This is a genomic window from Paraburkholderia sp. FT54 (assembly GCF_031585635.1).
Lineage (GTDB): Bacteria > Pseudomonadota > Gammaproteobacteria > Burkholderiales > Burkholderiaceae > Paraburkholderia.
The window spans coordinates 4,129,733-4,146,460 of sequence record NZ_CP134195.1 but is presented as its reverse complement, the minus strand read 5'-3'; the positions used below and the strand labels follow the sequence as shown (position 1 = coordinate 4,146,460).

Here is a 16,728-nt window from a genome sequence, read left to right as displayed (position 1 = left end):
GATTTGAAAAGTCCCGAGCAGCAACCTTGCAGCAACGCAGAACCGGAAAAAATCCATGACTGAAACGAACAATTCGCAACCCGACAACAGCTACGGCGCATCCTCGATTCAGATCCTCGAAGGTCTGGAGGCGGTGCGCAAGCGGCCCGGGATGTACATCGGGGATACATCGGACGGGACCGGTCTGCATCACCTCGTATTCGAAGTACTGGACAACTCCATCGACGAAGCGTTGGCGGGGCATTGCAACGACATCCAGGTGATCATTCACGCGGACAACTCCATTTCCATCACCGACAACGGCCGCGGCGTGCCGACCGGTCTGAAGATGGACGACAAGCACGATCCGAAGCGCAGCGCCGCTGAAATCGTGATGACCGAGTTGCACGCCGGCGGCAAGTTCGACCAGAACAGCTACAAGGTGTCCGGCGGCCTGCACGGCGTGGGCGTGTCGTGCGTGAACGCGCTGTCGGCGTGGCTGCGTTTGACCATTCGCCGCGACGGCAAGAAGCACTTCATGGAATTCCACCGTGGCGTGCCGCAGAACCGCATTATCGAAGAGATCGACGGCGTGGCTGTTTCGCCGATTCAGGTCACCGGCGACACCGAGAACCGCGGCACCGAAGTGCACTTCCTCGCCGACGAGACGATTTTCGGCAACATCGAATATCACTACGACATTCTGGCCAAGCGGATTCGCGAACTGTCGTTCCTGAATAACGGCGTGCGAATCAAGCTGACCGACCAGCGCACCGGCAAGGAAGAAGATTTCGCGTTCGTGGGCGGCGTAAAGGGCTTTGTCGAGTACATCAACAAGAACAAGTCCGTGCTGCACCCGAACATTTTCCACATCAGCGGCGAGAAAGACGGCGTGGGCGTGGAAGTGGCGATGCAGTGGAACGACAGCTACAACGAAAACGTGCTGTGCTTCACGAACAACATTCCGCAGCGTGATGGCGGGACGCACTTGACCGGTTTGCGTGCGGCGATGACGCGCGTGTTGAACAAGTACATCAACGATCACGAAGTCGCGAAGAAGGCGAAGGTCGAGACTTCCGGCGACGATATGCGTGAAGGGTTGTCGTGCGTGCTGTCGGTGAAGGTGCCGGAGCCGAAGTTCAGCGCGCAGACGAAGGACAAGCTGGTGTCGTCGGAAGTGCGCGCGCCGGTGGAGGATGTGGTCGCGAAGGCGCTCGAAGAGTTTCTGCTCGAGACGCCGAATGACGCGAAGATTATTTGCAGCAAGATTGTGGATGCGGCGCGCGCGCGGGATGCGGCTCGGAAGGCGCGTGAGATGACGCGTCGCAAGGGTGTGCTCGACGGCGTGGGTCTGCCCGGGAAGCTGGCGGATTGCCAGGAGAAGGATCCGGCGAAGTCCGAGATTTATATCGTCGAGGGTGACTCGGCAGGCGGGTCGGCGAAGCAGGGTCGGGATCGGAAGTTTCAGGCTATTTTGCCGCTGCGCGGCAAGGTGCTTAATGTGGAGAAGGCAAGGTATGACAAGCTGCTTTCTTCGGAGCAGATTGTTACGCTGATTACGGCTCTCGGTTGCGGGATTGGTAAGGAAGACTACAACCTCGATAAGCTGCGTTATCACCGCATCATCATCATGACCGATGCTGACGTTGACGGTGCGCACATTCGGACGCTGCTGCTGACGTTCTTCTATCGGCAGATGCCGGAGATGATCGAGCGTGGGTATATCTATATCGCGCAACCGCCGCTGTTCAAGATCAAGGCGGGTAAGGATGAGCGGTATTTGAAGGATGAGGCTGAGGTTAATGCTCACATTCTGAAGCTGGCGCTGCAGGGGTCGGAGTTGTTGGCTTCTGAAGGGGCTACGCCGATTACTGGGGATGCGTTGGGTGAGTTGGCTCGGGCTTATTTGCTGGCGCAGGCTGTTGTTAACCGGTTGAGCCGGTTGTATGACGCTGGGGCGCTTGAGGCTGTGATGGATGGAATTGCGATCGATCTGTCCAGCGAGGAAGCGGCCGATGCATCGGCTAAGGCTCTGGAAGCGAAGCTAAGGGATGATCCGTTGAAGCCCGAAGTTAAGGTTACGACGATGTATGACCCGGTGCGTGAGCTGCGCTCGTTGCGCGTCGCGCGGACTCATCACGGCAATCAGAAGATTTCTGTGTTGGATCAGGATTTTCAACTCACTGCTGACTATCAACAGCTGATCAATACCGCTAATACGTTTAAGGGATTGATTGGGGTTGGGGCTGTCATTAAGCGTGGTGAGCGGAGTATGGCTGTTACTGACTTTAAGTCCGCTATGAAGTGGTTGTTGGCTGATGCTGAGCGGAATATTTCGAAGCAGCGCTATAAGGGTCTCGGTGAGATGAATCCTGGGCAGCTTTGGGAGACTACGATGGATCCGACGGTGCGTCGTCTTCTTCGGGTGCAGATTGAGGATGCTATTGCAGCTGATGGGATCTTCACTACGCTCATGGGGGATGATGTGGAGCCGCGGCGGGCGTTTATTGAGTCGAATGCGTTGAGGGCGGGGAATATCGACGTTTAAGTGCGAACCGGCTGCAGGCACGCGCCAGCGATCGGCAAACCAGTCCAATTCGTCCGCCTCGACTTGCAGCCATGTGGCCAGATCACTGAGGGTCGGCAATTGGGGCAGTGCCGCGTCGCGCAACCACGGCGGGGGTGGTCGCTGAAAAGGTGGCCGCGTCAACACGCGAACCACTCTCGGTGGTTGCTCGCTGCGCCAAGCGGATACGAAACCCGGCATCCCGGCCACGACCACCGACAGTTCTTTGCGCCTAACGCTATCCCATCGCGCACCAAATCGCTTCACCACATGGCGCGCCAACCCGTTCATCCAATCGGCGGCCTCGCCCAGTACGAGCGTCATGCGCTCGACCATTCCGGCGGCCTCAGGCGGACCAGCCAGCATTGCATCGGCAATCGCGTAGGTGATGTGTTGCAGGGAAGATAAGGACATAGCAAAGGAGGGCGGGGCGGCCAGTCAACGCGTCTTGTGCTGCGTGAGCGCGCTTGCGCAACGCGCAACTGAAGCTCATGCGACGAACTGCGGAGTAGTGTTGATCCACGGGGTAGCCCCGTAGTGCCCGGAACCTATGAGCCTTGCATCCAGGCATGCTTGACCAGCCGTCCCGCGTTGCGACGATAGGCGAGCCGCCTCCAGCCTGTCAACGCATCGGTACAACGAAGCGATTTTTCACGCTGGCTGCGCCGCGACAATCTGACAGTCGCGCCACGCAAAGGCGCCGAAAAAGAACGCGCTCGCGGTGAACCGAAGCACGGCGGTTTCACCAGACCACACCACGCCCACGCCCACGCACTTATCCACAGTCACCTCTGGACAACTTTTGTACAAGCCGTCTGACACGTTGTGGGTGAAACTTTGATAAAACCGCTGCGTCGTCAGGTCGGACAAAAGTTTTCCCTGGCTCCGTGTTTCTGTCCGCGCACGCTTCGCAGGGTTATCGATTCCGCAGAGCCTTGATCCGTAGACGAAGTTTCAAGTTATCCACAGCAGGATGCGATGCTTGTTAACTATTACTACGTATACATATACAAAGACTATAAAAAACAGAGAGCCACCCGCACAGCACGCGGCACAAGCGAGCACCGGACACGCAAACCCTCAAACCAGCGGCAAACAGATCTCCGTGATCAGATCAGCAGGCGCCGTGTCCTTCGGGCTATTCAGATACTCCTCGAACACCGGCGCGTCGGCCGCTTCGCGCCCGGACTGCACGAGCCACGTCCCGTACAACCAATCATACGCAGCCCGCATATCGCTATACGGCCCTTGATGCCGCAACACCGCGTACTCGCCACCCCTCACATGCGCCACCGAAACTGGCGCACTCACCGTGACGGATGCCTGAACCGGATGCGGCAACAACACGCCAGCCTTAGACCGCAACTCGCTCTCCGCAACAACACCCGGATCATCGTAATAAACGCCGATCATGCGCATCTGCGCCGCGAGCAAATTATGTTTCGCCAGCCAGCCGAACAGCGCGTCGAACGCCTTGCCGATCTGCATATACGGTCCAACGTGATCCACCGACAAAACGTCCATCGGCTCCACGTGACGGATCATTACTTCACGCATGGTCATTTGATCGTCTCCTGATAGCGCCGGCCGAAACCGGCTATGTGTGCCTTGCTTGCGATACTGCGCCGGCGGCATGCCGAACGCCGCGCGAAAAGTGCGGGAAAAAGATTGCAGGCTGCTGTAGCCGGAGCGTTCGGCGATCTCCGCAATCGGCATCGAACCGTTCGCCAGATAGCCCGCCGCGCGATGCAAGCGCAAACGCCGCACCGTCGTAGCCACCGTTTCGCCATACATCGCCTGATAAATCCGGTGCCAGTGATACGGCGACAGACAGGCAATTTCCGCCAGACGATCGATGTCGAGCGGCTCGTCGAGATGATCGTAAATATGATTGAGCACGCGGCCGAGCCGGGTTTCGTAGCGAGCCCGATTACCTGATTCATTCATGGCTGAGTGAACAGAAAATGACCACAAAAATTGTCGAATGGATGCGAACGAAAGTACCACGTCCCCATTTACCAAATCCTGCGAACTTCACCCAAATAAATGCCCAGTTAACGCGATCCACAATTAAGCGCCCATTGACACCACGCCGCCCAGAACTTTGCCGAATTTCGATAACACCTCGAATAATGGCTCACTACTATCGCCTGAAGCCCGTCCGCCCATGCACCGCAAAGCCTTGCGGCGTCGAGCTGGCGGCACCATCAGGGAGCGTCCGATGAAATCAGAGTCCAGGAATCAGCACGTCGGCAAAGTCTCGCATCACGAATTGAAGCAGACGCTCGGCACGTGGCAACTGTGGGGCATCGCGGTCGGCCTCGTGATCTCCGGCGAGTATTTCGGCTGGAGCTACGGCTGGGCGAGCGCCGGCACGCTCGGCTTCGTCATCACGGCGATTTTCATTGCCGCGATGTATACGACGTTCATTTTCAGTTTCACCGAACTCACCACGTCGATTCCGCATGCGGGCGGCCCGTTCGCCTACGCTCGCCACGCTTTTGGTCCAACCGGCGGCTATCTGGCCGGCGCGGCGACGTTGGTCGAATTCGTGTTTGCGCCACCGGCCATCGCGCTTGCCATCGGCGCGTACCTGCACGTGCAGTTTCCCGCTCTCGAACCGAAACACGCGGCGATGGGCGCCTATCTCATCTTCATGGCGTTGAATATCGTCGGCGTGCAGATCGCCGCGGCGTTCGAGTTGTGTGTGACGTTGCTCGCGATTTTCGAACTGCTGGTTTTCATGGGCGTCGTCTCGCCCGGCTTTCAGTGGTCGAATTTCACAAAGGGCGGCTGGTCCGGCGCCGACACCTTCAGCATGGGCTCGTTTCACGGCATGTTCGCGGCGATTCCGTTCGCCATCTGGTTTTTCCTCGCGATCGAAGGCGTGGCAATGGCTGCGGAAGAAGCCAAAAACCCGAAGCGCTCGATTCCGATTGCCTACGTCGCCGGCATTCTGACGCTCGTGGTGCTCGCGATCGGCGTGATGGTGTTTGCCGGCGCGGCAGGCGACTGGACCAAGCTGTCGAACATCAACGACCCGCTGCCGCAGGCGATGAAATTCATCGTCGGCGAACATAGCGGCTGGATGCATATGCTGGTGTGGCTCGGCCTGTTCGGACTGGTCGCGTCGTTTCACGGCATCATCCTCGGCTATTCGCGGCAAATCTTCGCGCTGGCTCGCGCCGGCTATCTGCCGGAGTGGCTCTCGAAAGTGCATCCGCGCTTCAAGACGCCGCATCGCGCGATCATCGCGGGCGGCGTGGTCGGCATCGCGGCGATCTACAGCGACGAGCTGATTCAGTTCGGCGGCCAGACGCTGACGGCGAACATCGTGACGATGTCGGTATTTGGCGCTATCGTGATGTATATCATCAGCATGTTGTCGCTGTTCAAGCTGCGCCGCGCCGAGCCGGACATGGAGCGCCCGTTCCGCGCGCCGCTGTTTCCGGTCTTTCCGGCGTTCGCACTGGTGGCCGCGGTCATTTGTCTGGCGACGATGGTCTACTTCAATTTTCTGGTGGCGATCGTGTTCGCAATCTTTCTCGCGCTGGGCTACGTCTACTTCCTGATGACGCGCAATCAACGCGAAGCCGCGCCGGCGGACGCCTTGCTCGAGGAATGACGGATCGAGCCGCTGCGCGAGCAGCGGCGATGGAGTCGTAAAGATGAGCTACACCGAAACGATCGGCAGCCGCACGTATCGCTTTGCCGACCTGAAGACCTTGTTGGCGAAAGCGAGTCCGCAACGTTCCGGCGATCAGCTCGCGGGCGTGGCGGCCGCGAGCGAGGAAGAACGCGTCGCGGCCAAGATGGCGCTCGCGCAGGTGCCGCTGCGCACCTTCCTCAACGAAGCGCTGATTCCCTACGAAAGCGACGAAGTCACGCGTCTCGTGATCGACGATCATTCGCCGCAGGCGTTCGCCGAGATTGCTCACCTCACGGTCGGTGACTTTCGCAACTGGCTGCTGAGCACCACAACCGATTCCGATGCGCTCACGCGTATCACCGCGGGCCTGACGCCGGAGATGGTCGCGGCGGTGTCCAAGCTGATGCGCAATCAGGATCTGATCGGGGCGGCGCGTAAGCGTCCAGTGATTACGCGCTTTCGCAATACGGTTGGTCTACCGGGGCATATGTCGGTGCGTTTGCAACCGAATCATCCGACCGACGACGTCAAAGGCATCGCCGCTTCCATGCTCGACGGCCTGATGTACGGCTGCGGCGACGCGATGATCGGCATCAACCCGGCGAGCGACAATCTCGCGGCGATCACCAAGCTGTTGCTGATGATCGACGATTTCCGCCAACGCTATCAGGTGCCGACGCAATCGTGCGTGCTGACCCACGTCACGAACACAATTGCCGCAATCGAAAAAGGCGCGCCGGTCGATCTGGTGTTTCAGTCGATTGCGGGCACGGAGAAAGCGAACGCGGGCTTCGGCATTTCGCTCGCGCTGCTGCAGGAAGCGTATGAAGCGGGACTGTCACTGAAACGCGGTACGGTCGGCCATAACCTGATGTACTTCGAAACCGGTCAGGGAAGCGCTTTGTCGGCGGATGCGCATTTCGGCGTGGACCAGCAGACGTGCGAAGTGCGCGCCTACGCAGTCGCGCGCAAGTTCAATCCGTTCCTGGTGAACACAGTGGTCGGTTTTATCGGCCCGGAGTATCTGTACGACGGCAAACAGATCACGCGTGCTGGTCTCGAAGATCACTTCTGCGGCAAGCTGCTCGGTGTGCCGATGGGTTGCGACATTTGCTACACGAACCACGCCGAAGCCGATCAGGACGACATGGACAACCTGCTCACGCTGCTCGGCGTAGCGGGCATCAACTTCATCATGGGCATTCCGGGTGCTGACGACGTCATGCTCAACTATCAAAGCACGTCCTTCCACGACGCGCTTTACGTGCGCGATGTACTCGGTTTGCGCCGCGCGCCGGAGTTCGAAGAATGGCTGGAGTCGATGCAGATCACCGACGCGCGTGGCGCCTTGCTGAGCGCATCGACACAACAACCTTTGCTGGAAGGGGCGCGCGACTGGATGGGCATCGCATGAGCGACTTCCTCGAAAAGAATCCATGGAACGCGCTGCGGCAGTTCACCAACGCGCGCATCGCGCTGGGCCGCGCAGGCAATAGCTTGCCGACGGCGCCACTGCTCGCGTTCAATCTGTCGCACGCGCAGGCACGCGACGCTGTGCACCATCCGCTCGATACGGACGTTTTGCACGAGCAGTTGCGCGCGCAAAACTTCAAGACGCTCGACGTGCATAGCGCCGCGCCGGATCGCGAGCATTATTTGCGGCGTCCCGATCTTGGGCGACGTTTATCGGAAGAGAGTCGCGTGGCGCTGGCAGCGGTTCCGAACGATTCGCCCGAAGTGGTTTTCGTGATCGGCGATGGTCTTTCGGCGTTCGCCGCGTCGAAGCAATCTCTTCCCTTGCTGCAAGCCGTCGTTCCGCGCCTCGCGGATTGGAGGATCGGCCCGGTGGTGGTCGCGCGTCAGGCGCGTGTCGCGCTGGGTGACGAGATCGGCGAGTTGCTCAATGCAAAACTGGTGGTGATGCTGATCGGCGAGCGGCCCGGTTTGAGTTCGCCCGATAGCCTCGGTATCTATCTGACGTACGGGCCGAAAGTGGGCTGTAGCGATGCGCAGCGCAACTGCATTTCGAACGTGCGTCCTGAAGGACTCGACTTTCCGTTGGCCGCGCATAAGCTGCACTATCTGCTCACGCATGCACGGCGTTTGGGTCTGACCGGCGTCGGCCTGAAAGACGACAGCGACGCGCTGCTGGCAGGCGCACCGGTGGCGCCCGCCGTCAGCGACGATTCGAAGCCAAAAGACGCAGCGTAAAACAATCAAGCATCGGCACGCTGCACTGGACGCGTTTCGAGCCACGTATTCTCGTGGTCCTCAAAAAGACGGGAGCGCGTCAAGAACCGTAAACCGCTTGGCCGCTCCAGAGAAAACATTCCGCCGTTTCCCGGCACTACGTCGATAATCAATTGCGTGTGCCGCCAGTATTCGAATTGCGATTCGCTCATGTAGAACGGCACGCCAGCAATTGTGCCGAGTTTGACATCGGACGAGCCGACCATGAACTCGCCCTGAGGGAACATCATCGGTGCGCTGCCGTCGCAGCATCCGCCGGATTGATGGAACAGCACCTCGCCATGCTCCGCGCGCAATTTGTCGATCAACTCGACGGCGGCAGGCGTTGCGATCACGCGAGCGACTTCCTTCTCATCAGCCATCACATGCCCTCGCAGAAAAAAGAGCGAGCCGCGCAACGCGGCCCGCTCGAACAGGAACGCTGGGCTTAGAAGAAACCGAGCGGCTTGTCGCTATAGCTGACCAGCAGGTTCTTGGTCTGCTGATAATGGTCGAGCATCATCTTGTGATTTTCGCGGCCAATGCCCGACTGCTTGTAGCCGCCGAACGCCGCATGTGCCGGATAGGCGTGATAGCAGTTGGTCCACACGCGGCCTGCCTGAATCTGCCGACCGAAGCGATAGGCGCGCGTGCCGTCGCGCGTCCACACACCAGCGCCCAGACCGTAGAGCGTGTCGTTGGCGATCTCGAGCGCTTCTTCTTCATTCTTGAACGTCGTGACCGACACCACCGGTCCGAAGATCTCTTCCTGGAAGATGCGCATCTTGTTGTGGCCGCGGAAGACGGTCGGCTTCACGTAGTAGCCTTTGCTCAACTCGCCGCCGAGCGCATTGCGTTCGCCGCCGATCAGGCATTCGGCGCCTTCCTGTTTGCCGAGATCGACATAAGAAAGGATTTTTTCCAACTGCTCCTGCGAGGCCTGTGCGCCGATCATCGTCTTGGTGTCGAGCGGATGCCCTTGCGTAATCGCCGCGACACGCTTGAGCGCCCGTTCCATGAAACGGTCGTAAATCTTTTCATCGATCAGCACACGCGACGGACACGTGCACACCTCGCCCTGATTCAGCGCGAACATCGTGAAGCCTTCGAGCGCCTTGTCGAAATAGCTGTCGTCCGCGTTCATCACGTCGTCGAAGAAAATATTCGGGCTCTTGCCGCCGAGTTCGAGCGTCACCGGAATGATGTTCTGGCTCGCGTACTGCATGATCAGGCGGCCGGTCGTGGTCTCGCCGGTAAACGCAATCTTGGCGATGCGCTTGCTGGAGGCGAGCGGCTTGCCGGCTTCGAGACCGAAGCCGTTCACCACGTTCAGCACGCCTGCGGGCAGCAGGTCGTGAATCAGTTCAACGAGCACGAGAATCGAAGCGGGTGTTTGCTCGGCCGGTTTGAGCACCACACAGTTGCCGGCGGCGAGTGCGGGCGCGAGCTTCCACACGGCCATCAGGATTGGGAAATTCCACGGAATGATCTGACCGACCACGCCGAGCGGTTCATGAAAGTGATACGCAACCGTATCGTGGTCGATCTCGGAGATCGAGCCTTCCTGCGCGCGCACGGCGCCGGCGAAATAGCGGAAGTGATCGATGGCGAGCGGGATGTCGGCGGCCATGGTTTCGCGCAACGGCTTGCCGTTGTCGATAGTCTCGGCCACGGCGAGACGTTGCAGGTTCGCTTCCATCCGGTCGGCAATGCGGTTCAGGATGTTCGCGCGGTCGCCGGCCGAGGTCTTTCCCCAAGCTGCTTTCGCACGATGCGCGGCGTCGAGTGCGAGTTCGATATCGGCTTCGCGTGAACGTGGGATCGACGTAAACGGCTCGCCAGTGATCGGCGACACGTTATCGAAGTACTCGCCGCCCGCGGGCTTCACCCATTCGCCGCCGATAAAGTTCGCATACTGTTTCTTGTACGGAAATTCGGTGGTCAGAAATTGCATCTCTGCGTGATTCATCTGTGTGCTCCTCACATGTTTGAATGGGGTATATTCGGCCAGATATATCGCTTGGCCGCGAGAGGCTACAGCCAGAAGTGTGCCAATGCACCGCGCTGGTGATACGTGCACGCACAGCAGGCACTCGCGCGCGGCATGGCGCGCCACGCTGTTCAATCCGCGCAGAGTGAACGGTTCGTTTCTGAGCAGTGCGTGCACCGCTGTTCATCAATTGAGCAGTGGCTTTGGCGTTTGTCGATGCAAATAGGTGGACAAGCATCGGATCCTTTCGGCATGGGAATTGCCTCCCTTGCACGTTCGATATCCGTTTGCTCAAATCCGGTATGACGATTGACACGCTGATCAGCGACACCCTGTCCAGCCCGACGCTCACGCCGCAGCCGAGCTTCTGCGTGCAGACCTGCGTCGCGCACGACGCCGACGAGCAGGCCCGCAATCTCCGCGGCTGGAGCCAGACCTATGATCAGTTGACCGCGGGCTCTTTTGTCGGCGGCCTGACGGAGTTGTGCCTCGATCATATGCAGGTGTTCGTCGAAACGACCAGCCATGCGCTGCGGCAAACCTGCGAAGTGCAGAAGGACGCGTACTGGTTCGGCATCCCGACTTGCCCCGCCGGTTCGGGCCGCATCGACGCACAGGTGATCGCCGGCGACGCGCTCGCGTTTCGTCCAGGCGGGATCGAGTTCGAACTGCTGACCTCGGCGGGTTACGAGATTTTTGGCGTGGTCGTCAAAGGCGAAGTGCTGCGCCGTTATGCGGCGGATGTGGAGTGCGTGGGTGTGACCGACCCTGTGCCGACCACGCAAGTCGTGCCGATCGGCATGGCTCGCAAGCAGCAGTTGTGCGCCACGCTACGGCAGTTGCTCGACGATGGCGCGGCGTGCGGCACGTCGCTGTCTTCGGTTGCGCGCAACAATCTGCAGGCGTCGGTGCTGGCTTCGCTCTTCGACGTCGGCGCGTTGCCGGCCTCGGAGCCGGTTGCGATGCCGGCGCGTCCGCGCCGTCAGTCGATCGTATCAAAAGCGCGCGATTATGTACTGATCAATCGCGAGCGGGCAGTGAGCGTGCCGGAGTTGTGCGAGCAACTCCATGTGAGCCGGCGTACGCTGCAATACTGTTTTCAGGACGTGCTGGGCATGGCGCCTGCCACGTATCTGCGCGCGATCCGCCTGAATGGCGCGCGGCGCGACCTGTCGAACGCATCGCGCGAATCCCGTTCGGTGCAGGATGTCGCGGCGGCGTGGGGCTTCTGGCACTTGAGCCAGTTTGCGACCGATTACCGGAAGCTCTTCGGCATGCGGCCTTCGGATACGTTGAAGGCGGCAATCGGCACGCGTCACCATCGGATCGCGGCCGAGCGCGCGTTTGATCACTAGCTTTTAGCAGCCATCGTGTATGTCCCGGCCTGGCGCCGCGCCTTCACTTGCGCAACAGCCGCAGCCCGTTCGCCACCACCAGCAGACTCGCGCCCACATCGGCGAACACGGCCATCCACATCGTGCCCAGACCGATCACGGTCAGCACGAGGAAGACGCTCTTGATGCCGAGCGCAAGCGTGATGTTCTGCACCAGTACCGAATGCGTCGCCTTCGACAGGCGAATGAACGACGGAATCTTGCGCAGGTCGTCGTCCATCAGTGCGACGTCGGCGGTTTCGATTGCCGTGTCGGTGCCCATCGCGCCCATCGCGAAGCCGATGTCGGCGCGCGCCAGCGCGGGCGCGTCGTTGATGCCGTCGCCGACCATGCCGACCGCCGCGCCGTCCTCCGACCACCGCGCGATTGCGTTCAGCTTGTCTTCCGGCAACTGGTTGCCGCGCGCTTCGTCGATACCGACCTGCTGCGCGATCGCGGCGGCGGTGTGCGGGTTGTCGCCGGTGAGCATGGCCGTGCTCACGCCGAGCCGCTGCAATTCGGCGACGGCGGCGCGGCTTGTCTCCTTCACCGTATCGGCGACGACGAACAGCGCAAGCACGCGTTCGGCGTCCACCAGCATCACGACGGTCTTGCCCTGGCTTTCGAGCGCGTCCAGCCGCGCTTCGAGCGATGCGGAGCAACGCCCGAGTTCTTCGACCAGCCGATGATTGCCAAGCCAATAAGGCACGCCGTCAATCTCGCCGCGCACGCCGCGTCCCGCGAGCGCCTCGAAGGCGCCGACTGTAACGTTGGCGATGTCGTCCGCCTTTGCTGCCGCCGCAAGCGCCATCGATACGGGATGATCGGAGCGGCCCGCAAGGCTCGCCGCAAACACGCGGCAACGGACGGCGTCGACCTCGGCGAGTATTTCGAACCCGGTTTGCACGGGCTTGCCGTGGGTGAGCGTGCCGGTTTTGTCGAGCGCGAGGCGGGTCAGCTTGCGGCCTTGCTCGAGATAGGCGCCGCCCTTGATCAGAATGCCTTTGCGGGCCGCCGCGGCTAGACCGCTGACAATGGTCACCGGCGTCGAGATCACAAGCGCGCACGGGCAGGCGATCACCAGCATCACCAGTGCCTTGTAGACCCACGTCTGCCACGACCCGCCGAACAGCACCGGCGGCACGATGGCCACGGCGAGCGCAACGGCGAACACGATCGGCGTATAGACGCGGGCGAACTGATCGACGAAACGCTGCGTCGGCGCCTTGGTCCCTTGCGCTTCCTCGACTGCATGGATGATGCGGGCGAGGGTCGTGTTGCTGGCGGCGGCGGTGACGCGATAGTCGAACGAGCCGGTCTGGTTGATCGTGCCGGCGAACACCGCGTCGCCCACCGCCTTGTCGACCGGCAGGCTTTCGCCGGTGATCGGCGCCTGATCCACACTCGAGCGGCCTGTCACGATCTCGCCGTCGAGCGCGATCCGCTCGCCCGGTTTCACGCGAACCACCGCGCCGAGCGCAATTGCTTTGATGTCAGTTGACCGCCAGCTGCCGTCCGGTTGTTGCACGCTGGCCTGGTCGGGCGTGAGCTGCATGAGGCCCTGGATCGCATTGCGGGCGCGGTCGAGCGACTTCGCCTCGATCAGTTCGGCGATGGTGAAGAGCACCATCACCATCGCGGCTTCCGGCCATTGGCGCAGGATCAACGCGCCGGTCACCGCGATGCTCATCAGCGCGTTGATGTTCAGGTTGCCATTGCGGATCGCGAGCCAACCCTTCCTGTACGTCGTGAGCCCGCAGGACAGGATGGCGAGGATCGCCAGACCCGCTGGCACCCATGCTGGCGCGCCGAGCCAGCCAGCGGCCTCTGAGCCCGCCGCGGCTATCCCGGCGAGCGCCAGTGGCCACCACGGTGTCGGCGGCGCGTGCGGGGCTGCTGCGGGAGCGGCGTCCGGACCGGCGTCGGCGAGTTCGGGCGTGAAGTCGAGCGACCGAAGTGCGGCGAGGATCGAATCAAGCGTTTCTGGCGCGTGGACGACCGTCAGGACCCGATGCATCAGGTTGAACTCCATGCTGCGCACGTGCGGCATGCGGCTGAATTTCTTGCGGATCAGCGCTTCTTCGGTCGGGCAATCCATCTGCATGATGCGGATGGCGGTGCGCACGTTGCTGCCGACGGCTTCGGATCGCGGCAGTGGGATCGGTGCGGATACGGCCGCCGCTGTCCCGCAACAAGCCGAGTCGGCATGATTGTGAGCGTGTGCGTGGGGGCGCCCGCCATGATCGTGGTCGTGGTCATGCGCGTCATGGCTATGACCGCAGTTCGCGTCGTGGGCGTGAGCGCGCCCTTGGTGCCCGTCCGCGTGGGCTTTCGCCTGTTCGAGGCAGTCGGCTTCGGCGTAGTCGGTTCGAGGCATGGTGGCTTCCTGGTTCGATTTGTGGTCTAGTAAACACCTTGAAGCCACTACAAGGTCAAGGCCGCCATCCGGAGGGTCCATGAAAATCGGCGAATTGGCGAAAATCGCCCATTGCACGACCGAAACCATCCGTTTCTACGAGAAAGAGGGCTTGTTGCCCGAAGCGGAGCGTACCGAGGCCAATTACCGCAGTTACACGGCCAAGCACGTCGAACGCCTGCGCTTCATCCGGAACTGCCGCGCGCTCGACATGACTCACGACGAAATCCGTGCGTTGCTGCGTCTGACCGACGCGCCGGCCAACGGCTGCGGCGGCATCAATACCTTGATCGACGAGCACATCGCGCACGTCGACATGCGCATCGACGAACTGAAGCAGCTGAAAGCGCAATTGACCACGCTGCGTGAGCAATGCCACGGCGAACAGGCCGTGGAGGACTGCGGCATCGTGCAGGGTCTCACCGACATGGAAGTGAGCGCACCGCGCGCGCGGCATACGCATCTGGGTTGACGAGCTTGAGCCGTCGCCACCTTGGCAGCAACCGTCCCATTCACGGCCGGGCCGTTCGCACGGCTCGCCGGATCAGTAATCGAATCCAGTTGGAGAATCAACGTGTTTACCTGTAGAAATCAGTCCTGCGAAGCGCAGTGGGAGCAATCGGACGTCGTCATCAAGAACGAAGGACAGGGCCTCCTGTTCCGTTGCCCGATGTGCGGCGCGCGCAATTACGTCGAGCGTTTCGACGGGGACGATGGCTCGGTGCTGTACGAGCAGATCGAAGGCCGTCCCGCCACCGGCCCCATGGCCGAATAGTTTTTTGCCCCTAGCCGCCTTAGTCGCTTTATCCGATTGCGAGCCCTCACCCTATGAACAGTCCCACTACCGCCGGCGCGCCGTTTAGCCAGCTACCGCTGCCGCCCGCGACGCTCGCCAATCTCACGCAGCTCGGTTACGTCGAGATGACGCCGATTCAGGCCGCGAGTCTGCCGATCGCGCTCGCCGGCCACGACCTGATTGCCCAGGCGAAAACCGGCAGCGGCAAGACCGCGGCGTTTTCGCTGGCGCTGCTGGCGCGCCTCGACGCGCGCAACTTCGCTGTGCAGGCGATGGTGCTGTGCCCCACGCGCGAACTCGCCGATCAGGTCACGCAGGAAATCCGCCGCCTTGCGCGCGCCGAAGAAAACATCAAGGTGCTGACCTTGTGCGGCGGCACACCGATGCGTCCGCAAACAGCGAGTCTCGAACACGGCGCGCACATCGTGGTCGGCACGCCGGGCCGCATCATGGACCACCTCGAGCGCGGCAGCCTGCCGCTGCAGTCGCTCAACACGCTCGTGCTCGACGAAGCGGACCGCATGCTCGACATGGGCTTCTTCGACGATATCGCCACCGTCGTGAAGCAATGCCCGAAAGAACGGCAAACGCTGCTGTTCTCGGCGACGTATCCCGAAGGCATCGTCAAACTGAGCCAGCAATTCCTGCGCAATCCGAAGGAAGTCAAACTCGCCGAGCGGCACGACAACACCAAGATTCGTCAGCGCTTCTACGAAGTGACCGAAGACGGACGGCTGCACGCCGTGGGTCTGCTGCTGAACCACTATCGTCCGGTGAGCACGCTGGCGTTCTGCAACACCAAGCAGCAGTGTCGCGATCTGCTCGACGTGCTGCGGGCGCAAGGTTTTCATGCGCTCGCGCTGCATGGCGAACTCGACCAGCGTGAGCGCGATCAGGTGCTGATCCAGTTCGCCAACCGCAGCTGCTCGGTGCTGGTGGCCACCGACGTCGCCGCACGCGGTCTCGACATCGCCCAACTCGAAGCCGTGATCAACGTCGACGTGACGCCGGATCCGGAGGTGCACGTGCACCGGATCGGCCGCACGGGGCGCGCCGATCAGGATGGCTGGGCGCTGAGTCTGGCGAGCATGAACGAGATGGGTCGCGTCGGCAGTCTCGAACAGGCGCAAAAGCGCGAGGTCGAGTGGCACAAGCTGTCCGAACTGACAGCAGCGAGCAATGAGCGACTGTTGCCACCCATGGAAACGCTGCAGATTCTCGGCGGCCGCAAGGAGAAGATCCGCCCCGGCGACGTGCTCGGCGCGCTGACCGGCGAGGCGGGTTTCGCCGGCTCGCAGATCGGCAAGATCAACGTGACAGAAATGTCCACCTATGTGGCGGTGGAGCGCAGCGTCGCGCGTGAAGCGTTGCGCAAGCTCAGCGCCGGCAAGGTGAAGGGCAAGAAGGTTAAGGTCCGTTTGATGGACGACGCCTGACAGACGACGAGGCCGGCCGCGAGCGCTCCGCTGGCGGCTGGCCGCATCACATTACGTCATACCTCAGCAGTTTTCCGCGCGCTTCGCGCAGCCTCTTTTCTTCCCCGAGAGTCCCGATCTGGCCGGCTTTGCCCGTGGCGACGCGGGTTCGCGTTCCCCATGACTTAAACGCATGCCGCGCATGACAAAGTTTCGATTGTGACGGTTCTTTGGCTGATGCCTAATCACCAAACCGGAAGGGACCGCCGCGCAGCTGGCCGTTCCGTGAATCCGCTGCCGGATGGAGAAAGGGAG

Annotated in this window: 13 protein-coding genes; 8 read left to right on the top strand and 5 right to left on the bottom strand. The window is 61.2% G+C overall.

The features are described 5' to 3' along the window. Nucleotides 1-55: 55 nt before the first annotated feature. Entirely contained in the window at nt 56-2,527 is a 2,472-nt protein-coding gene (gene gyrB / locus RI103_RS18965; RefSeq protein ID WP_310813422.1) for a DNA topoisomerase (ATP-hydrolyzing) subunit B, read from the top strand. Between the two features lie 669 nt (nt 2,528-3,196). Here gyrB and RI103_RS18960 read toward each other — a convergent pair. Further along, entirely contained in the window at nt 3,197-3,415 is a 219-nt protein-coding gene (locus RI103_RS18960) for a hypothetical protein (RefSeq protein ID WP_310813421.1), read from the bottom strand. Between the two features lie 210 nt (nt 3,416-3,625). Then, nucleotides 3,626-4,492 carry an AraC family transcriptional regulator gene (locus RI103_RS18955; RefSeq protein ID WP_310813420.1) on the bottom strand — a complete coding sequence of 289 codons (867 nt, stop codon included), beginning with the start codon at nt 4,490-4,492 and terminating at the stop codon, nt 3,626-3,628. Nucleotides 4,493-4,766: 274 nt separating this feature from the next. On the opposite strand from RI103_RS18955, the gene eat reads away from it, so the two are divergent. Genes eat through eutC form a run of 3 tightly spaced genes read left to right on the top strand, consistent with a single transcriptional unit; the run spans nt 4,767 to nt 8,405 of the window. Beyond that, nucleotides 4,767-6,170 (top strand): ethanolamine permease, encoded by a 1,404-nt coding sequence (gene eat, locus RI103_RS18950; RefSeq protein ID WP_310813419.1) that lies wholly within the window; start codon nt 4,767-4,769, stop codon nt 6,168-6,170. Nucleotides 6,171-6,213: 43 nt separating this feature from the next. After that, the gene (locus RI103_RS18945) at nt 6,214-7,608 is read left to right on the top strand and encodes an ethanolamine ammonia-lyase subunit EutB (RefSeq protein WP_310813418.1); all 1,395 of its coding nucleotides are present in this window, start codon (nt 6,214-6,216) and stop codon (nt 7,606-7,608) included. Further along, nucleotides 7,605-8,405 carry an ethanolamine ammonia-lyase subunit EutC gene (eutC, locus tag RI103_RS18940; protein ID WP_310813417.1) on the top strand — a complete coding sequence of 267 codons (801 nt, stop codon included), beginning with the start codon at nt 7,605-7,607 and terminating at the stop codon, nt 8,403-8,405. The genes RI103_RS18945 and eutC overlap by 4 nt, the downstream gene beginning before the upstream one ends. Nucleotides 8,406-8,410: 5 nt before the next feature. Here the strand turns inward: eutC and RI103_RS18935 are convergent, their stop codons facing one another. Together RI103_RS18935 and adh are read right to left on the bottom strand one after the other, a co-directional pair. Beyond that, nucleotides 8,411-8,806: a DUF779 domain-containing protein gene (locus tag RI103_RS18935; RefSeq protein ID WP_310815280.1), complete on the bottom strand. Its 396-nt coding sequence runs from the start codon at nt 8,804-8,806 to the stop codon at nt 8,411-8,413. 65 nt (nt 8,807-8,871) lie between these two features. Next, entirely contained in the window at nt 8,872-10,392 is a 1,521-nt protein-coding gene (adh, locus tag RI103_RS18930) for an aldehyde dehydrogenase (RefSeq protein ID WP_310813416.1), read from the bottom strand. A 323-nt stretch (nt 10,393-10,715) separates the two neighbouring features. On the opposite strand from adh, the gene RI103_RS18925 reads away from it, so the two are divergent. Continuing rightward, nucleotides 10,716-11,768, top strand: a complete 1,053-nt coding sequence (locus RI103_RS18925; RefSeq protein WP_310813415.1) for a helix-turn-helix domain-containing protein — start codon at nt 10,716-10,718, stop codon at nt 11,766-11,768. 43 nt (nt 11,769-11,811) lie between these two features. On the opposite strand, the gene RI103_RS18920 is transcribed toward RI103_RS18925, so the two are convergent. Next, nucleotides 11,812-14,163, bottom strand: coding sequence for a heavy metal translocating P-type ATPase (locus RI103_RS18920; protein WP_310813414.1), 2,352 nt, complete (start codon nt 14,161-14,163; stop codon nt 11,812-11,814). 79 nt (nt 14,164-14,242) lie between these two features. On the opposite strand from RI103_RS18920, the gene cadR reads away from it, so the two are divergent. The 3 genes from cadR (at nt 14,243) to dbpA (ending at nt 16,434) form a co-directional block, all read left to right on the top strand. After that, nucleotides 14,243-14,674 (top strand): Cd(II)/Pb(II)-responsive transcriptional regulator, encoded by a 432-nt coding sequence (cadR, locus tag RI103_RS18915; RefSeq protein ID WP_310813413.1) that lies wholly within the window; start codon nt 14,243-14,245, stop codon nt 14,672-14,674. A 102-nt stretch (nt 14,675-14,776) separates the two neighbouring features. Further along, nucleotides 14,777-14,977: a hypothetical protein gene (locus RI103_RS18910; protein ID WP_310813412.1), complete on the top strand. Its 201-nt coding sequence runs from the start codon at nt 14,777-14,779 to the stop codon at nt 14,975-14,977. Nucleotides 14,978-15,030: 53 nt separating this feature from the next. Continuing rightward, nucleotides 15,031-16,434: an ATP-dependent RNA helicase DbpA gene (dbpA, locus tag RI103_RS18905; protein ID WP_310813411.1), complete on the top strand. Its 1,404-nt coding sequence runs from the start codon at nt 15,031-15,033 to the stop codon at nt 16,432-16,434. Nucleotides 16,435-16,728 lie beyond the last annotated feature (294 nt).